The organism is Arthrobacter sp. BGA-UO-ETr-C19, assembly GCF_059568005.1.
In genome coordinates this window covers 160,777-179,579 of record NZ_JCAQPC010000006.1, presented here as the reverse complement: position 1 = coordinate 179,579, position 18,803 = coordinate 160,777, and the positions used below count along the sequence as shown (strand labels likewise).

The following is an 18,803-nucleotide window of genomic DNA, read 5'->3' as shown; positions in this document are numbered from 1 at the left end:
GGGTGGTCAGTCCTCGTGTGTTGGTTGCATAAAGCCGTCGGTGAAGCCAACCTACGGTGGATAAAGCGCTCAACGGGCATCCATGGAAGTTGCTCCTCTTTCGAGCGCGGAACATCTAATGGCTGCCGGTGTGCCGAAGCAAAAGTTTGGTACCTTAGCGCCGATGCGGTCCTCTTCAACCCGCTTTACATGTAGAGTCCGCCGGATGATGGCCTCCCCGGACGGATAGCTCCACTGCATAGAGGGTCCGTGGAAGCCCCGGGGGTGCCGTACGGAGAGAACCGGAGTGCGCTGGGGCATTCACTGTGCCAGGGCTGTTCGCGTTCAGGTCGATGTCCGAGGCTTCCCGACGACCCCGGCGGGGCTCTCGACCGCTTTCGGCGCCTATTAGTGGGGTTTGCAGGCAGCCCGCGAGTTGCCCATCCTTGGACCGTAGCCCGTCTTATGCGCCCTCCATACGTCGGGACTGGAGGTCGACCGACTTTCGTCCGGTCGACTCGTCCCTAAAGCCCTCAGTGGTTCGCTGGAGCCGCCCTGACGTCGCGCAGCTCGCTTCCGTGCTCACCGCGGTGCTGGATGGCCAGGCGCTTTGCGGTTCATCCAGCGGTTGGATGGGCTTGGAGTCTGGCGTTGAGGGAAGATCGAAGACGGAATCGTGCGTGCCATATCGTCATGATGTGGAAATCCACGATTCTCGATGCGGCACGCTGCTGTGCTGCGCCGCAAAGTGGACTTTTTGGGTGTGGTGCACCAATGGTCTCATCCTGTTTCACGTGAAACAGGATAAGACCTGTGCGCCAGCGGCCTGATCGGCTCCAGATTTTGAGTGATTTCGCGGTGATTCTGCCTCTGATTCGCTGCTCATGTTGCAGTAACTGACGCTCTAGGCGCAGGCGAGCTCTCGGGCATCGCGTGTCCCACGCTGCAGCGGCGTCGCTGCAGCTTGGGCTGCGTCCCTGCATCCTGCTCACGTTTGGCCTCCAACGTCCAGTCCTTTGCGCGGCTGCCACTCGTCTCGTCGGGGAAGCGCTTCACATCGCCTGTAGTCTGCGAGTCTCCAGCGCGCAATCCGTAGCTGCAGGGGCTGCAAACCGTACAGCTCGCTGCGTACTGGTTCCGTGTCTGGTGGAGCGGGAAACCTCTTCTGCGTCGCCGTCACGTGCAGGTGCTTCGGCTTCGCGTCTCCTTCGTTTCACGTGAAACGTCAGGTGCCGTCATTGGCACCTAGGACGACAGGACCGTGCGGCCCGTCCTCGCGCGACGCGTGTTTCACGTGAAACAAGCGCCGCAAGCCTGTGAGCTCGGCCCTCCTGAGCCTCCAAACGTTGCCGCTAAGCCAATACACGCATGGAGTGGAGCTGGTCGTGCAGTGCGCAGGCGCGCCATGGCATGGTCCACCTCCCAGGGGCGTCTGAGAGGAGACGCAGGCGTGGGCCCGGCAAAGGGCGCGGAGGCCGACGTCCCGAATATCGGTGCTGCTGGGCTGACAGCGAGCTAGAGGGACGGACGGAGCTGCTGCGGGTGGGCTCGCAGTTCGTTGACTTGTGCGCGTTTCGTAGCTGGAAGTTTTGATATCCGGGATGCTCCAGGACAAGTTGGGCTTGGGGTCCGGTACTGCTACGGTCTGCCTTCCTCGTTTGGGCGATCGTGGCGTATCGGCAGGCTCGCGTTCGGTCGCTTCAAGGTCTTCGTGCCAGCTCCGCCGCTTGCCTTTCTGCCTCCCCATATCTGCGGCTACCGCGAGACCCGCTTGACGGCCCCCGGTCATTTCGAACATGCCTCCTCCAAGCATACTTTCCGCGTGATCAAGCGGCCGCTGCCTGCTGAAGGGGTCGCGTACATTGTGAGCGCCACATCGTTCCTTTAGCGTTGCTGGGCCAAGGCCGCGTTTCACGTGAAACACGTTGGCCGCATGTTCGGCGTCGTGCCAGCGAGTCGGACGCGCCGCACGTATGTTCCTCGGGCCCAATCCCCCGGCGCGCGTCCGCCGATGGACAGCAGTACGGCCAGGCTGCAATCGCCAGCTTGTTCCCGGCGTGAATGATGGCCCGTTCATGGAATCGGAGCCGGCCTGCGTCCGCCCTCGCGGATGGGAAGTCGTCACCAACGCGCTGGGCATTCGCCCCAGGCTCTAAGGAAATAGAGCCGGGCCCGAAATGATGGATCCGGGTGCCAGGCTGCCGATGTAACTGACCCCTCTCTCCCCGCCCAGGGGCCGCACTCGTTCTCAATTCGGGTACTCCACAGTCGCTGTCCCATCGCGCCAACCGGTGTCGTCCGCCAGCTAGTGAATCCAATATTTTAGGTGCTGGTCGAGTGCCGTGATGCTAGAGCGTGCCGTCCGAATGCTGCAGAATCACGGACCACAGACCCGGTTTTCTGACTCTTGCCGCTGGTGATAAGCCGGTGGATAAAGCTGTGGATAACTATGTGGATAAGGCTGGGGATATGACACAGCTCCCGGCGCCCACCGCTCGCGTCGGTGGATTCAGTCGGGCCCAGTCGCGTCGAGTCGCGTCGCCGTCCTATGGGAGTGTTTCACGTGAAACGCTGCATCAGCACTAGCCTGCTGGTGTGCTCCTGCATTTTGGGGCGTAACAGAGGACCATCATCGAATTAAATGGGTTTCTTACTCGGTGACTAGCAGCACAACTCCGTGGGATCTGCATCCGCACTTCCACACCAAATACTGCGGCGCAACTCTGCCGTGCGGGCGTCCGTAACAGGACGCGCTGTGATACTCCTCACGGTACGCTCCTGCTTCTCCACAGGAGTGAGCGACCGGCTGTGGATAACCGTGTGGATTCCGCTGTGGATAAGACTGTGAATAATGTCATGGTGAGTCTCACTACATAGCCACATGACGGGCGCTTGGCACGCCTCTTGATCTGTCATTCCTCGGTCCCCGAGTGGCCCTTCGGATCAGTTTTGGGAGCGGCCACACCGGAGGTCTCCGATCCCGACCGATCCCTCGTTGATGCCTGACCGAACGAGAAGGCACGACTCCGGAATAGCCATTCAAGCCCCGGCGCCGGGTGGCGAGGTCTCGACCAATGACGTTGATAGAGCTGCCGCGTAACCAGGTCGTGGCACACCTGCCGATTCTTGCTGGATAGGCTGATGGTATTCGTACGGTCGCCGTGAACCTTAGGGCCGTCCAGTGGCGCGTTAGCCACAGTACTAGGACGTGAAATTCGACGGTGTGGGCAGCGGCTCTGCCGGAGAAGAGCGCCATGCTCGGGTGCCTTACATTCGGGCGGCAGCAGGCGCCCCAAGTCTTCCACGTGCACAGCGCGCCATCCGGCGCATGCCTTGGCCTGAACGCCGTCGGGAAGAAATCCTGCTTGTGATGCGGCGCCGGGTGTTCTCTATGCTGCAATCGATACGGTACCTTCATGTAGTCCGACCGCCCCGGCGTTGGCGCCGTGGTCCGTTGATTGGTCTGTCGCCCTGGGCCGGTTCTGCTCTGGCAACGAGAACGGTACGGCGTGTCACAAATGTGCGTCTGTTGACGCTCTTGCCCTATCCCCGACTCGTCCACTTCTATCTTGTTTCGATGGTGCGGTTGCGAGGAGCCGGGCATCGTCGAGGTATGCGGGCAATCTTCCTTTTGCGTTCGAGGCCGCGTACCGAGCCGGCGTCAGATGATCAGTTTGATTCGCATTCCTTCGTGTGTGGTGAGCAGTGGCTCTGTCGGTATCCGCCTCCTGTCAGTGCGGCACCGACTGATGGCTATGAAGTCGCCCGTCTCACAGGACCGCGGCCGGCTGATGACTATGAATTCGGCCGTCTGTTGCTGACGTGGAAGGCCCAGCGGTCGTTAGAGGACGCGGTAGGAGACTTCTTTGAATGGACGTGCGGTGATCGAATCGAAGTCGTCGAGTGTAAGGAAACCTGCAGCGCAATGTTCGGTCCTCTGGGCCGCGATCCTGGTGACCCGAGGGGACAACGTGACTGAGGCGTCGTGTTCACAGCATCTGCTGGGGGCGTCCAGTGCGCGGTGAGCCCATCCGAGGGCTTGAGTACCTCAAGTCGGGCCGGGGGCTTGTCCTGTGGATTGCTGGCTCAAGGGCCTCTCATTCCTGTCGGCGCGTTTCACGTGAAACATTGGTGCGCACCAGGCCCTGAACCTTTCCAACTCAGAGTCAATTTCGGATGTCACTGGCTGCTGTACTGAACGAAGCGTCATTTGCGCTGATTGAAGCTTCACAGCAGGCAGTGCCCTCCGTGGTCGGCGGGACGCATTTTGGCTGAATGCGCCAGATGGCATCGGAGAGGTTCGCGCTCCGCGGAGGGCGTGCCGTGGAAGGCGCACCGCGGAATACGAATGCGGGTTGCACCTACGCTTGTACGAGCGGGTGGAAGTAGGCATCAAGCTTGTGGGGCGGAAGAGCGTTGATGATGCCAGCGAGGCTGCTTTGCGAACGCCTTGAGGGGCATGGCGACTTGTCTGTGTTCTGCCCAACTTCGAGCGGCACGACCCCGGCTGCAGTGTTTCACGTGAAACGCCCGCGAGGGTTCGATCTCGTGCCAGGAAGCCAGCGTCGTTCTCGCTGCCTGAAACCCTACCGGAGCGAGCACCACGCGTACGCTGCCAACGGAATATCGATGGAGCGTCGTGCATTCATTGTCCACGCTGACCTTGGAGTGCAGCATTCGAGTGCCAGTGTCCGTCGACGACGACTCGAAGCATCTCGACGGGTTCCGGCAAGAGCTGCATTGTTCCGGGCCGCATTCGTTGGTACACGCGTGCGATGGGGCTGCTTGCATGCTTCTTGGCAGGCGACTGTGGCGCTGTGCGGTGTGCTTTTCATTGACCGAACGCCACCAAGTACGAGTGTATGTTCCGGTAAGTGCCCTAGTCATTTGAGGGCGCAGTGAGTGCAGCCCAATTGAATCGGTGTCATCGGTGCACAGTATGGCGAATTTAGGTTCCTCGAAGATGGGTCATGCAGAGGAACTTCGAGTTTCCCGGAGCAGTCGGGTGTGAGCATGCGAGGCGTTTGCTCAGTTAGCCACTTTTATACGTTGGATACCGCCTCCGGTGGACGCTTCTGGTGGCCAGAGGTCGCTGTTCAAGATCATCTAATCCGGAAATGCGGGACATCGGAGACTAGCGAAATGTCGTTGGTCTTGTTGTTTCGCGACATGTCTTGTTCCGTGTCACTCGGGTCTAGGCGCGTCAAGCGGTGACAGCGACTTCTCACTCCCCAAAGGGCATGACTCGGAAGTCAGGGTTTGGGCGACGCAACACCGCGATAAGGGCGTGCGCTGAGAGCCGGCATGTTTCCGAGCTGATGAGAGCAGAGAAGGGGGCAGACTCCGTCTGTACGGCCTTGTACGTGGTGGATGTCGGAGTGGGCCGCCTGGGCGAGAGGAGAGGAACTTGGGGATGTGTACATGACCTTTCCCATAATGAAGGAGGCAGTCGGTGGTGGGCCGTGTGACTACGGTGGTGGGGCAGTCGTGTTTCACGTGAAACACTACGGTCCAATAGGTCTTCAGCGGAGTTCCCCGCCCGGCGATTCTGAGTCTCAGGGAGAGCACTCAGCCGCGCGTGGGGAGCCGCCGCCAGGTGCCGCGGTCCGGAGAGATGGGTCAAGATGGACTCCGCTGCAAGGGCGGCTGGGCTGATTGAACGCTTGGAATCCTGAATGGACCACGTGATGCGCGCCTGTCTCAGGGGAAGCTAGCCGGCGTTGCTAGTGATTCCCCGGTATGGTCTGGTCTCCTTTACGTGCTGCCCCCCGGCAGGGACTGGGAGGCAGCAAGAAGAAGACCGCGTAGATGCGCTGCTGCGGGCCCATTCGTGGCCAATGCTCTGCGAGGATGTACGGCATGTGCCAGTTTCGGCGCGATCATGGCCTGTCGTGTAGAAGGTCGATTTTGCTGTTTCGCGCGTTTGCATGGAAATGCCCATCGTGCAGTATGGGGCAGCGAATGCGCCAGCCTCGGGCTACTTGGGAGCCCATGAATAGCCAGCACATGGGCGGACGCAAGAACTAGGCCATGTGGGCAAGAAGGAAACTTTGTCACTAGCCCCAACCGGTCAGGCCGCTGGTTTCACGTGAAACATCGGCCTTGGGCGCGCTGCACGAATGAGCAGTTTCTCGGCTAAGGCGCACCAAGGCGAATGTACCCGCTCTGAAGAGGTCATGACTCCCTGACGCCCATCTGACGATTCCAGAGGGTGTGCAGGTCAGAGAGCAGCGTGCGCCACTACCAGTCGCTGTCCAGATGATCCTGGCGAATATACGCGCGGAATGAAACCCAGAGAGGTTCCTTTGGGGGAACAGCGCCCGGGTCTAGGTCAATTAGAGAGGCTGGCTGCGCCGGGGCTCCGACTCTCCTCGGGATCTTGTCTGCAGCACGGGGTATCGGCCTGAGCTGGACGGCGGAACGGGATGGGACGGCCGGACGGCCGGACGGCAGGAGTGGCTGGGCCGCTGTACCCAGGACGACGGCGTCGTTGCCGGGCTGCAGCTGTTCCATAGTGGGCGAGATCCAGCTGAGGAACAACCAGCTGATAGACAAAAAGGTGGCCACCACTCCCCTGGGAGTGATGGCCACCTTTGCATGCCCGTCGGCGGCGTTGCCTATCAGGTTTCCCGTCCAGGCCCGCTGCGACTAGGACAGAACGTCCGCGAATTCCTTCTCGAAGAACTGCTTCGGCTTGGCACCGATGACAGTGCTCTTCACTTCGCCGCCCTGGAACAGGTAGACGGCGGGAATGGAGGTGATGCCGTACTCCGCGGCGATGGCCGGGTTGTCATCGACATTTACCTTGACGACGTTGACCTTCTCGCCGTACTCCACCGAGATCTCATCCAGGATGGGGCCTAGCTTCCGGCAGGGACCGCACCATTCGGCCCAGAAGTCAACGATTACCGGCTTGTCAGCGGCGAGTACGTCAGTGCTGAAGCTTGCGTCAGTTACATCTTTTGCGTTGCTCATAACCCTTGTCTCTCTCTTCGAATGATTTTCAGCGCCGGTCAGGCGTGAAGGTCTGCGAGGTAGTGCTCGACGTCGATGGCTGCAACACAGCCGGAGCCGGATGCCGTGATCGCCTGGCGGTAGGTTGGGTCCACGACGTCGCCGGCGGCGAAGACGCCCTTGATGCTGGTGCGTGAGCTACGGCCTTCGACGGCGATGGTCCCGGCGTCCGTGATCTCCAGGCTGTCCTTGATGAGCTCGGTACGCGGATCGTTGCCGATCGCGACGAAGACGCCGGTCACGGCCAGTTCGGACTCGGTGCCGTCGACCAGGTTCTTCAGCTTCAGGCCAGTGACCTTGTCTCCACCCAGGACGTCCTCGACGGCGGTGTTCCACACGAAGTTGATCTTCTCGTGGGCCTGCGCACGCTCACCCATGATCTTGGACGCCTTCAGCGTGTCGCGGCGGTGCACCACAGTGACCGACTTGGCGAACTTGGTGAGGAAGAGTGCTTCCTCCATGGCAGAGTCACCGCCACCGATCACTGCGATGTCCTGGTCCTTGAAGAAGAAACCGTCGCAGGTTGCACACCAGCTGACACCGTGGCCGGAGAGCCGCTTTTCGTTGGCCAGGCCGAGCTCGCGATACGCGGAGCCGGTGGAAAGGATGATGGCACGGGCGCGGAAGGTCTCCCCCGTTGCGATCGTGACAGTCTTGATGTCGCCGTCGAGACCAAGGGCGGTGACGTCCTCGAACTGGATCTCGGTGCCGAAGCGGGCAGCCTGCTTTTCGAAGTTCTCCATCAGGTCCGGACCCATGATGCCCTCGGGGAAGCCCGGGTAGTTCTCGACATCCGTGGTGTTCATGAGCTCACCGCCCGCAGTAACCGAGCCAGCCAGCAGCAGCGGCTTCAGGTTTGCGCGGGCCGTGTACACGGCGGCCGTGTAGCCTGCGGGGCCGGAGCCGACGATGATGACATCACGTACTTCTGACGCGCTGTTTTCTGCGGTGCTCACTGAACGGTGAACCTCTTCCTTTGTCGATGCGCCAGCCTTCCGGCCGGCCACATGGCACAACTGATTGGCAGTGTGGAATATTCCAAACGTGCTTGGAGGCAGGCGAAAACACCCGTGCCTGCACGGAAACACCGCCACGGGACTTTCCACAAGGGTACCGCCTCCGGCAACCTCAGGGCATGCCGGTTACGACCGCGAGCAACGTGACTGCCGAACGGCTGCGTCCCTACTGGACCTTGACCTCTGCGAGCCGCAGGCCGTACCCAAAGCGGGTCTTCGGAGCTGCGAGCTTAGGCAGGTTCTTGATCGAAATAATGACGTACTGGGCAGTCACCGGTTCGGCCAGCGGCATGGTGAGATCAGGCGAGGTGAAGCTGTTGGTACCCACCTGCTTTGCACCGTCCAGCGCCGGGCGGTCGTTGGTGTAGACCGTGATGCTTCCGCCCGAGGCACCCAACTGGTTCAGGGTGATCGAGGAGACCTGGGAAGGGCTCTTGAGCTTGACCACCAGCGGGACACCCTCGGGAGCAAGGCCGCCCCAGTCCTCGGTGGCAAACTCCATGTCCGACCAGTAGCTGGCCGCATTTCCGTCGAACGCCTTGCCAAGGTCGTCGTCGTACGTCGCAGCGAAATCAAAGTTGCCCTGCCGGCTGATCCCCTCGATGGCCGGCGGCCCTGCCGCCGGAGCGGTGCTCTTGGTTGGGGTTCCGCTACTCGGCTGGGTGGCAGCCGACGGCGGTGCGGTGGCTCCGGGGGTGGCTTCCGTTTGCGGTGCACTCTTGAAGAGGCTGCCGAGGTTGGTCACGGCGAAGATGAGTCCGACGATCAGGACGGCCGCGAGAAGGCCACCGACAAGCCACCGCATGGAACGCGGTTCCTTCTGCGGCTCGTCGTCTTCATCGTCGTAATAATTGGCAGCCGGAGCGGCGCCAGCGCGGCCGGCGGCAGGGAAATTGCCAGCCCGGCGGTCCTGTTCTTGCGCGTTGCTGCCCTCGTCGTCGTACTCGTCTTCGGGGGCGTAGTCATAGTCGTTTTCAGACCACAGCGACACCTTGGAAGAGTTGTGGCCGTCACCGGAAGCGGCACCGGCGGCCGCCGCGCCCGCGCCTGCACCGGAGGCACCCCGTGCGGCGTTTCCGGAGCGGTTGCTGTCACGCTGCAGAAGTGCCTGCTCAACGTTGTCGTGCTGCACGGCGTCCTGCTCATAGCCCTTATCCGGCTGAATCGGCTGCGGTGCAGTGGTCTCCGGGACGCCCTGCCTGTTGCCCCGCGAACCAGCCGCGGCGGCACCTGCAGCCGCACCAGCAGCGGCTGCCCCAGCGGCACCGGCACCTGCGGCGGGACGGGCCGCTGGAAGCGGCGGCACGACAGGAGCCTTCCGGACCGGCGCAGTGGGTGCCTGCGCGGGAGCCTGCTGCCCGCGCCCCTGCGGAGCCGCTGCCCCGTGGCTGGAGCGGCTGGCGGCGGGCGCCGGCGCGGTGGCGGGGTACTGCCCGCCCGACTGGCCTTCGTTGTAGTTGATGTACCCGGCTTCGACCTCGTCGTCTTCGTCGTAGGCTTCGGGTTCGCGGGAGCGGGCCTGGCCGAAGATCTCGCTGCCCAGGGTGTCCGTGAAGAACGGCTCCACATAGGGCGGGTTGGAGGCAACCACAAGGTCCAGCAGGTCAGCGGCCGAGGTGTGGTTGGTGATCAGATACGTCGTGGCGTCGCTGACTCCAAGGTCCAGGATCTGCACGTTCCCGGGGCGCTCCCCCGTAGCCACTTCGCGGGCGCTCTGGGCCACCTGGTCGGCGTTGTACGGGCCGGCCACCAGGATGCTGACCGGACGGTTCAGCACCTGGTCCACACCGTCCAGCACCAGATCCTGGTCATGCGAACTCAGCACTGTGGCCGTGACCTTGTAGCGGCCGCCAAGTACTGATCCGACATCGATCGGGTGGGACACGTGTTCCTCCTAGCCTGTCCGGGAATTGCTTCTGGCCCTGGCGATGCATCGCCAGGGAAGGCCTCCGGCGTGCCGGCGGACCCTTGGTCTGCAACTGCCCTTGTTCCCCTCGATCCTAGCCGATGCTGTGCAACGGCCGCGGAAGACGGGGCTGGCCGGCTCCCGCCCGGGCTACTTTTTCTTCCGCCGCCGCGACGGGAAATGCGGGTTCTGGCCGGGGGTCCCCTGATAGGTCCGTCGGCCAGGGAGCGGGATTTCCCCGCGCAGAGCGTTCCCTCGAGCTGTCCCGGGGACGTCCTCCTCAGGAAGGTACGTGGCGCCGTCGTAATCTTCCGGTTCCGGCTGGGGTGCAGGCCCGGCACGGAAGGAGGCAGAATCGAACTCGCCGGAAATCCGGGGAATCAGGCCAGTATCCGAAGAGACCGTGGCGCGTTCCGGCGTCGTACGCCGCCGCGATGCAGTGCCGGCGGATGCTCCGGCAGTCGGAGCCCCGGCGGTTGCAGGGGCAGACGGAGGAGCCGCCGGTGCGCCGGAACCGCGGCCCAGCCGCCCCAGCAGGGGCCGAAGCAGGTCGCGCAGCTCGGTGACCCGGAACAGCTTCAGCAGAACCAGGTACGCGGCCAGCATGACGGGGCCGACGACGACGATGGTCACCAGGGCGGCCGGCCGGCTGCTCCAGGCGAAGCCGACCGGGCTGTAGCTGCCCATGAGCCACAGTGCCCCGACGCCGGCAACGGCCGAGCCGAGGGCGGCGTAGCCCATGCGGATGTACGAGTTGATGATCCGCGGACCGTCCAGGTGTCCCAGCAACCGGCGGAGGAAGATGGCGGAGACAACCACCGAGAGGATGTTCCCTGCGGTGTAAAGAACGGCGATGGCGAAAATGATCCGGTCGAACGGCAGGAACTGGATGAAGAAGGCGGCCACGACATTAACCAGCGCCAGCACCAGCTGGATGTAGAACGGGGTGCGTGCGTCCTCGTTGGCGTAAAAGACCCGGGACATCATGAAGTTGGCGCTCATGAACGGGGTGCTGAGCGCCAGGATGGTCAGGGTCTGCGCCAGCAGGATACCGTCCGTGGGGTGCCCGCCGGAGAAAAACATGCCCAGCGGACCCGCCAGGGCGAAAAGCGCCAAGGCTCCGAAAACGGTGGCCACGGCCATGGTCCGCAGCCCGTGGGACAGGGCTTCGCGGAGTTCTGCGCGGTTCCCATCCTGGGAGGCCCTGGTCATCCGGTTGAACAGCACCGTGGCCAGGGAGAGCGCGATGATCGAGTGTGGCAGCAGGTACAGCTGGCTGGCCACCTCAAGCACAGCGTTGCCGGGCAGCATGGCGGCGGCGCCGTCGTCGCCCGCCTTCTCGAGGCGAAGCCGCTCGGTACCGGGAATCGTGGCGATGCGCATGACATAAAGGAACGCCAGCTGCCCGACGGCGGCCGTCAGGAGCGTCCACACGCTCAGTCGTGCGGCATGGCCGAGTCCCACGCCGCGCCAGCCGAACCGCGGACGCAGTCCCAGCTTCAGGCGGAATACGGGAATCAGCAGAATGGCGGTCTGGGCAACCACGCCGATCGTGGAGAAACCGGCGACAAAAAACGTCTGGGACGCACCCCAGTTGTCCAGCGAATGCGGATTGGCCTCGTTGGCGCCGAAGATCCAGATGAACATGCCGAGGCCCGCGATGGCTACGACGTTGTTCATAATGGGCGCCCACATGGCAGGTCCAAACGCGCCATTGGCATTGAGGACCTGGGTGAGCAGGGCATACAGGCCGTAGAAGAAAATCTGCGGCAGGCACCAGAAAGCGAAGGCAACGGCCAGCGACTTTTGCTGCGGCGAGTAGCCCTGCGTGGTGAGTTCAATGACGGCCGGTGCAAACAGGGTGACCAGCAGGGTCAGGGACATCAGCACCAGGACGGCCAGCGTGAGCAGCCTGCTGATGTAGTCCGCTCCCCTGTCCGGGGCCTTGCTCGCTTTGATGATCTGCGGGACCAGCACGGCATTGAAGACGCCGCCGGCCACCAGCAGGAAGATCAGGTTGGGCAGGTTGTTGGCATTGATGAATGTGTCAGTGACGGTGGAGCCCAGGCCGAGGGCGGCGGCCAGCATCCAGGTCTTGCCGAAGCCCAGAAAGCGCGAAACGAGGGTTCCCGCTGCCATGATGGCGCTGGAACGGGCCTCACCGGGCTGCGCGGCACTGGAGGCGGCCTCGCTGGCGGGCGTCACACCGGGCGGTGTTTCGCCCGGCTGCGCGGGCTGGTCGGAAGACGGATTGGCTGCTGACATCGTCTTCATCGTCTCACCCGGGTGCTGATATTGCGGCACGCAAGACGGTATCCGGCAGGCATTGCCGGACGGTCAGAGGTGCTCGGGAAGGACTTCGCGTGCCAGGTCGGCGATGCGGCGTTCATTGGGGAACGAAAGCTTGCGGGCAAGCTCGTGGATGGGAACCCAGGCAACATCAACCGCTTCCTTGTCAGGATCGTTTTCGATGGTGAGTTCACCGCCGGTGGCGCGCAGCAGGTAGTGGTGCACTGTCTTGTGGACGCGGTGCCCGCTGACGGTAAACCAGTAATCGATGCTGCCCAGCGGGGCCAGAATCTTGCCGTCGATGCCGGTTTCTTCCGCAATCTCACGGACGGCGGCTTCCTCGTTGTTCTCCCGGCCCTCCGGATGACCCTTGGGCAGGCACCACTCCAGCCGTCCGCCCCTGTTAAGGCGGGCAATAATGGCAACCCTCAGTTCGTCGTCGGACGTGTCCACCACGACGCCCCCGGCGGAGATCTCCTCAACGGTGGGGAGCGAGGCCGGGGCCGAGTGCGGTGCAGGCGCGACGTGGGCACCAATTGCCGACGGCAACGGTGGGTTCGTCCTCCTGCCGGGAGCGCTCGGTACTGGATGGGCCATGCAGTCCACTCTAACGACTCTTGCCCCGCCGTGATGACCGGGACATGGCTTGCAGATGGACTGCATGTAACGGGCTTCGCCGGCGCCGTCGCACAATGACGGGATTTGGTGCGGTGGGGCTTGGTTTTCTGACAAGCTTAAGTAACTATGGCGCACGCACATCAAAAGACTGATCTTCACACCGTTGACTTCCAGGTGGACCCGGTGGTCCTGGAGCTCGGCCAGCGGTTCGTGGATGCCGGTCATGAGCTGTCGCTCGTCGGCGGCCCGGTCCGGGACCTCTTCCTGGGCCGCACCTCCCCCGACCTCGATTTCACAACGGACGCGACGCCGGACCAGACCGTGGCGCTGATCAAGAAGTGGGCGGACAACTTCTGGGAGATCGGCCGCGCCTTCGGAACAATCGGCATGCGCAAGGCCGGCTTCCAGATAGAAATCACCACCTACCGCGCCGAAGCCTACGACCCCGAGTCCCGGAAGCCCGTGGTGGCCTTTGGTTCCTCGCTCACGGACGACCTGCTGCGCCGCGACTTCACCATCAATGCCATGGCCCTGCGGCTGCCCTCGATGGAACTGGTGGATCCCTTCGGCGGAGTCCGCGACCTGCACGCCTCCGTGCTGGCCACTCCGGGCGCTCCCGAGGCATCTTTTTCCGACGATCCCCTCCGGATGATGAGGGCAGCGAGGTTTGCCTCCCAGCTGGGGGTGGCTGTGCGGGACGACGTCCGGGTTGCCATGACCCGGATGGCCGAGCGCATCAGCATCATCTCGGCTGAACGCGTCCGCGATGAGTTGGTCAAACTCGTCTGCGGGCGGCACCCCCGCGTGGGCATCGACCTGCTGGTGGACACCGGCCTCGCCGAGTTCGTGCTGCCCGAGGTGTCCGCGCTCAGGCTGGAATCTGACGAGCACCACCGCCACAAGGACGTCTACCAGCACTCCCTCCAGGTCCTCGAGCAGGCGGCCGCCCTGGAGACGGATTCCGACGGCGCCGTCCCCGGCCCGGACTTTGTCCTGCGGTTTGCGGCGCTGATGCACGACGTCGGGAAGCCGGCTACGCGCCGGTTCGAACCGGGCGGCGCGGTCAGCTTCCGCCACCACGACATGGTGGGGGCCAAACTGACGGCGAAGCGGATGAAGAATCTGCGCTTCGACAACGACACCATCAAGGCCGTGGCCCGCCTCGTGGAACTGCACATGCGCTTCTACGGCTACGGAGACGCCGGCTGGACCGATTCCGCAGTGCGCCGTTACGTCACCGACGCCGGTCCCCTGCTGGAACGGCTGCACCGCCTGACCCGCTCCGACGTCACCACACGCAACCAGCGCAAGGCCGACCGGCTGTCCTTCGCCTACGACGACCTCGAATCCCGGATTGCGACCCTCCGCGAACAGGAATCCCTGGACGCGGTCCGGCCGGACCTTAACGGCGCCGAGATCATGGCCCTGCTGGACCTAAAGCCCGGACCCGTCGTGGGCAGGGCGTACAAGTTCCTGTTGGAGGAACGGATGGAAAACGGCCCGCTCGATCCTGCCGACGCCGCGTCCCGGCTTCGCGCCTGGTGGGCGGAGCAGCCTGAGTCAGTTGCTCCCTCTCCCGACTCTTCTGTTCCTCCTGCTTCTCCCGCCGACGTCGAATCTTCCCCAACCGAGGAGTCCAAGTGAACGCCGCCAACATCGCCCGCCCCCAGCTCTGGATCCTGCGGCACGGCGAAACCGAATGGTCCAAGAGCGGCCAGTACACCGGACTAACGGATCTTCCCCTGACGGTGGAGGGCGAGCAGCAGGCAGTCGAGGCGCGCAGGATCCTGGACACCGTCGATTTCGACCTGGTCCTGACTTCTCCGCTGCGCCGTGCCCGGCGGACCGCGGAACTCGCCGGTTTCCCCGATGCCGTCCACGAACCGCTGGCTGTGGAATGGGACTACGGCGACTACGAGGGCATCAGCTCCGACCTGATCCGTAAGGACAACCCTGACTACCTCATCTGGACGCACGGCGTTCCCAACGGCGAGAAGCTCCATGATGTGGCTGCGCGGGCAGACAAGATCGTGGCCCGGGTCCTGGAGTCCGGGCTGGACAACGTCCTGATCGTGGCCCACGGCCACTTTTCCCGCATCCTTACCGCCCGCTGGCTCGAACTCGAGCCTGAAGAGGGCCGGCATTTCATCCTGGGAACAGCCAAAGTCTGCACCCTTGGCTGGGACAAAAGGACGCCTGCCATTGTCCGCTGGGGTCTGTAAATAGCACCTTCTGGATTTATTTCCAGAATTTCCTGGGAATAAAGTAGTCAAGTACATCATTCCTGGTGTACTTTTATTCCTGACCCCAGAGCGACCTGCCAGGGTCATGGCGCACGTTGTCCGGCCAGTCAGCCTGCAACGGCATAGCAGAAAAGGAGGTTGGGAAAATGATTACTTTGACTAGCGGATGGAAGATGACCATCACCGCGTTTCCGGCCTTCGCTGCTGACCCGCGCCCTCTTCACGGACTCGCCCGAGCCTAATTCTGACTCCCCAGCCGTTCTCCCACACCTAGCGGGAGAGCAATCGGGACACCGGCAGATGATTCTGCCACATTCTCAGAAACTCTGATCCCGGCGGTCTGACGTAGCGGAACCTCGTGGTTTTGCGCAGCTACCCCATAACTCGGAACTCTGCTTCTTGTTGGGGTCGCCGCGCTGCCGTTTCGCGGGCCAATTGCCGCTTTTTCGCGGATTCCATTTACTTCCCGGGCATTTCTTTGCCTTTTTACGGCCATTTCTTCACATGCTCGAATGGCTCTAATTGCCATGCCCGGATTCTTTCCGCCATTTCCTGAGAGGAGGTGAAAAACCATGTTGCGCAAACTCCAAGAGATCCTTTCCGGCCGTGATTCCAGCGGCGATGCCGGCCTTTCCGGCCTCGATTCCGCACCGGCCCGGCAGCCACAGTTCGATGGCCGGCTGCTGGACCGGAAACGGGAGGACGTCTACACGCTCATGCATCAGCAGATGAGCAGCCTGCGCTGAGTTCTCGCCTTTTCAGCAGGGACCCACCGGTAAGCTCGAGACCATGCAGGAGACACAGCCGCCGCCCGATCGAAAGCTCGCGCGCCTGGTGGTGCCAAGCCGCAGCGACCGGCTCCTGCGGAACTTCACCGAGCTCATCGGCGGGCCCCTTGGTCAGCGGTCTGTGCCGGGGGTGGTCGCGCCTGGCTTCTTCACAGTGGAACGCGTGCTGATCATCCTGACGGTGTTCGCCGCCCTCGCTGCCATCGCCATCAAGGACTACTGCCGGGTGAACGGCTGGGAGACGCCGTCGCAGTTCTACGCGACCTGCTACTCGGATTTCCCTGAGCTGTTCCGCAACCGGGGCCTGGGCGACGGGGCCTTTCCGTTCTTCACGCCGGGTGCCCTCTTCGAGTATCCGGTCCTGATGGGGCTGATTGCCGGCATCACGGCCCGCCTGGTGCCCGGCGAAGGAGTCACCGACGCCCGGATCCTCGGGTACTTCGACGTCAACGCGACCCTGATCGCGGCCGTGTGGATCGTCACCGTGCTGGCCACGGCCCGCATGACCCGGCGGCGGCCCTGGGACGCAGCCATGGTGGCCCTGGCGCCCGGCATCGTCCTCGCCGGAGTGATCAACTGGGACATGTGGGCCGTAGCCATGCTGGCCCTCGGTATGTATTTCCTGTCGCGGGAGCGGCTGGTCCTGGCGGGCGTCATGATCGGGCTGGGGACTGCCACCAAGCTCTACCCCGTCCTGGTGTTCGGAGCCATCTTCTTGCTGGCCCTGCGCACCGGCAGGATCCGTGCCTTCCTGGTTCTGGCGGCATCCGCCGCCGCGGCCTGGCTTGCCGTCAACGTGCCCATTGCCGCGCGGGACCCGGCCGGCTGGAAGTACTTCTTCGAGTTCACGCAGGACCGCCCTGCCGGCTACAGCTCGCCCTGGTTCGCATACAACCTGGTGGCCGGGCGGGTGCACTGGACACTTCTCACCCCGGAGGCCATCAACACGCTCGCCCTGAACGTGTTCCTGCTTGCGTGCGTCCTCATTGCGGTCCTGGCCCTGACCGCTCCGCAGCGGCCGCGGATTGCGCAGCTGACCTTCCTGATCGTGGCGGCCTTCATCCTCACCAACAAGGTCTACTCACCCCAGTTTGTCCTGTGGCTCGTGCCTCTGCTGGCCATTGCCCGGCCGAAGTGGCGTGATTTCCTGATCTGGCAGGGCATCGAGGGGCTGCACTGGGCGGCCATCTGGATGTATCTTGGCCAAGTGACCAGCGGCGGCGTCTCACAGCACAACATCGACATGCCGTACTACGTCCTGGCCGTCGCCGCCCATATGCTTGCAACTGCATATCTCATGCTGCGGGTCGCGTGGGACATCTGGGACCCCCGCTACGATCCCATCCGACGGCATGCCATGGACGATCCACATGGCGGTCCCTTCAACAACGTCCCGGACAGGCTGCGGATCGACCTGCTCCGTCCCTCCGCTTCCCTGCTCCCATGGCGAACGGCCGCCCGCGATGCCTGACGTCGCCGTCGTTGGTTCCGGACCGAACGGACTCGCCGCCGCCGTCGTCATGGCGCGTGCGGGGCTCAAGGTGCACGTGTATGAGGCCGCGGACCAGCTTGGCGGGGGATCCCGGACGTCCGAGGTCATCGAGGAAGGGCACTGGCACGACATCTGCTCGGCCGTGCACCCCATGGCGCTAGCCTCGCCCTTTTTCCGGGCGTTCGAGCTAGCGCGGCGGGTGGACCTGCAGCTTCCGCCGGTACAGTTCGGCTCCCCGCTGGATGGTGGCCGGTCGGCCTTGGCGTACCGGTCGCTCGACCGGACCGCCGACGAGCTGGGCCGGGACGGCCGCGCCTACCGCCGGCTCCTCGCTCCGCTGGTGCGGCACATCGACGGCATAGTGCAAACCACATCCGATCAGCTGCTGCGCATTCCCGGCGACCCGCTGGCCGCGGCCGTTCTGGGACTGCGGACCGTTGAGCAGGGATCGCCAATCTGGAACCTGCGTTTCCGGCAGGACCTGGCGCCCGCGCTGATCAGCGGCGTCGCAGCCCACGTCGTGGGGCGCCTGCCCTCAATGTCCGGGGCGGGAGCTGGCCTGTTGCTCAACGCCTTGGCGCACAGCGGAGGCTGGCCCATCCCGGTGGGCGGATCGTCCGCGATCGCCGAAGCAATGGCCAAGGACATCGAAGCCCACGGCGGCGTGCTGCAGACAGGGTTCCGTGTCACGTCACTGGCGGAGCTGGAACCGGCGAAGGCGGTGCTGCTGGACGTTGCGCCTCCTGCCCTTGCACGCATCGCCGGCAGCCGCCTGCCCGCCTCCTACCGCCGCGCGCTGGAGTCCTTCCGGTTCGGCAACGGCGCGTGCAAGGTGGACTTCATCCTGTCCGGTCCCGTGCCGTGGACCGCTGCAGGACTGGCAGGGGCCGGAACAGTACATGTTGGCGGCACGCGCGAGGAAATGGCCGAGGCGGAGAACGCCGTGTCCCGGGGCCGGCACCCGGAGCGTCCTTATGTCCTGGTTTCGCAGCCGTCCGTGGTCGATCCGGGCCGGGCACCGGCGGACAGGCATATCCTCTGGACCTACTGCCATGTGCCGGCGGGGTCCACGGTGGACATGGGGCGGGCCGTCATGGACCAACTGGAGCGCTTCGCGCCCGGATTCCGCGACCTCGTGCTGCGGCACAAGGTCACGACGGCGGCCGAACTGGCCGCCTACAACGAGAACTACGTCGGCGGAGACTTCAGCGCCGGACTCCTGGACGCCCGGGGCCTGATCCAGCGGCCGGTCGTCTCTCCCGTTCCATGGCGCACCCCCGCGCGCGGGGTCTACCTCTGCTCCTCCTCGACGCCGCCCGGACCCGGCGTCACGGGCATGCCGGGGTTCCGCGCCGCCAAATATGCTCTCAAGGACATGTTTGGGTTGGACGTCCCTGCACTCGGCGGATAGCCGAGCGGGGCCGGAGCGCGTCAGGGTTGCGGCGTGGCTGTGTTGTG

The 18,803-nt window shown here is 63.7% G+C and carries 10 protein-coding genes; 5 read left to right on the top strand and 5 right to left on the bottom strand.

Going from position 1 to position 18,803, the window contains the following annotated elements:
- Positions 1–6,627: 6,627 nt before the first annotated feature.
- From trxA to AC57BR_RS01810, 5 genes are all read right to left on the bottom strand, one after another.
- Positions 6,628–6,954, bottom strand: coding sequence for a thioredoxin (trxA, locus tag AC57BR_RS01830; protein ID WP_003800194.1), 327 nt, complete (start codon positions 6,952–6,954; stop codon positions 6,628–6,630).
- A 38-nt stretch (positions 6,955–6,992) separates the two neighbouring features.
- On the bottom strand, positions 6,993–7,949 hold the full coding sequence (gene trxB, locus AC57BR_RS01825) for a thioredoxin-disulfide reductase (RefSeq protein ID WP_496358078.1): 957 nt from the start codon (positions 7,947–7,949) through the stop codon (positions 6,993–6,995).
- Positions 7,950–8,175: 226 nt separating this feature from the next.
- Positions 8,176–9,894 (bottom strand): ABC transporter substrate-binding protein, encoded by a 1,719-nt coding sequence (locus tag AC57BR_RS01820; protein ID WP_496358077.1) that lies wholly within the window; start codon positions 9,892–9,894, stop codon positions 8,176–8,178.
- A 171-nt stretch (positions 9,895–10,065) separates the two neighbouring features.
- On the bottom strand, positions 10,066–12,180 hold the full coding sequence (murJ, locus tag AC57BR_RS01815) for a murein biosynthesis integral membrane protein MurJ (protein ID WP_496358076.1): 2,115 nt from the start codon (positions 12,178–12,180) through the stop codon (positions 10,066–10,068).
- 72 nt (positions 12,181–12,252) lie between these two features.
- A complete protein-coding gene (locus AC57BR_RS01810) occupies positions 12,253–12,753 on the bottom strand; it encodes an NUDIX hydrolase (RefSeq protein WP_496358117.1) in 501 nt (166 codons plus the stop codon).
- Positions 12,754–12,948: 195 nt separating this feature from the next.
- On the opposite strand from AC57BR_RS01810, the gene AC57BR_RS01805 reads away from it, so the two are divergent.
- The 5 genes from AC57BR_RS01805 (at position 12,949) to AC57BR_RS01785 (ending at position 18,756) form a co-directional block, all read left to right on the top strand.
- Positions 12,949–14,466 carry a CCA tRNA nucleotidyltransferase gene (locus tag AC57BR_RS01805; RefSeq protein WP_496358075.1) on the top strand — a complete coding sequence of 506 codons (1,518 nt, stop codon included), beginning with the start codon at positions 12,949–12,951 and terminating at the stop codon, positions 14,464–14,466.
- Complete coding sequence (locus tag AC57BR_RS01800; RefSeq protein ID WP_306920110.1) at positions 14,463–15,044, top strand: histidine phosphatase family protein; 582 nt, start codon at positions 14,463–14,465, stop codon at positions 15,042–15,044. Before AC57BR_RS01805 ends, AC57BR_RS01800 begins: the two co-directional genes overlap by 4 nt.
- Before the next feature lie 593 nt (positions 15,045–15,637).
- Positions 15,638–15,811 carry a hypothetical protein gene (locus AC57BR_RS01795; RefSeq protein ID WP_496358074.1) on the top strand — a complete coding sequence of 58 codons (174 nt, stop codon included), beginning with the start codon at positions 15,638–15,640 and terminating at the stop codon, positions 15,809–15,811.
- A 43-nt stretch (positions 15,812–15,854) separates the two neighbouring features.
- Positions 15,855–17,324, top strand: a complete 1,470-nt coding sequence (locus AC57BR_RS01790; protein ID WP_496358073.1) for a glycosyltransferase family 87 protein — start codon at positions 15,855–15,857, stop codon at positions 17,322–17,324.
- Positions 17,317–18,756 (top strand): phytoene desaturase family protein, encoded by a 1,440-nt coding sequence (locus tag AC57BR_RS01785; protein ID WP_496358072.1) that lies wholly within the window; start codon positions 17,317–17,319, stop codon positions 18,754–18,756. Before AC57BR_RS01790 ends, AC57BR_RS01785 begins: the two co-directional genes overlap by 8 nt.
- Positions 18,757–18,803: the final 47 nt, after the last annotated feature.

Excerpts from the sequence above, each read along its gene's own strand:
- trxA (WP_003800194.1), bottom strand. The coding sequence starts at position 6,954 with ATGAGCAACGCAAAAGATGTAACTGACGCAAGCTTCAGCACTGACGTA.
- murJ (WP_496358076.1), bottom strand. The coding sequence starts at position 12,180 with ATGTCAGCAGCCAATCCGTCTTCCGACCAGCCCGCGCAGCCGGGCGAA.
- AC57BR_RS01805 (WP_496358075.1), top strand. The coding sequence starts at position 12,949 with ATGGCGCACGCACATCAAAAGACTGATCTTCACACCGTTGACTTCCAG.
- AC57BR_RS01795 (WP_496358074.1), top strand. The coding sequence starts at position 15,638 with ATGTTGCGCAAACTCCAAGAGATCCTTTCCGGCCGTGATTCCAGCGGC.
- AC57BR_RS01790 (WP_496358073.1), top strand. The coding sequence starts at position 15,855 with ATGCAGGAGACACAGCCGCCGCCCGATCGAAAGCTCGCGCGCCTGGTG.
- AC57BR_RS01785 (WP_496358072.1), top strand. The coding sequence starts at position 17,317 with ATGCCTGACGTCGCCGTCGTTGGTTCCGGACCGAACGGACTCGCCGCC.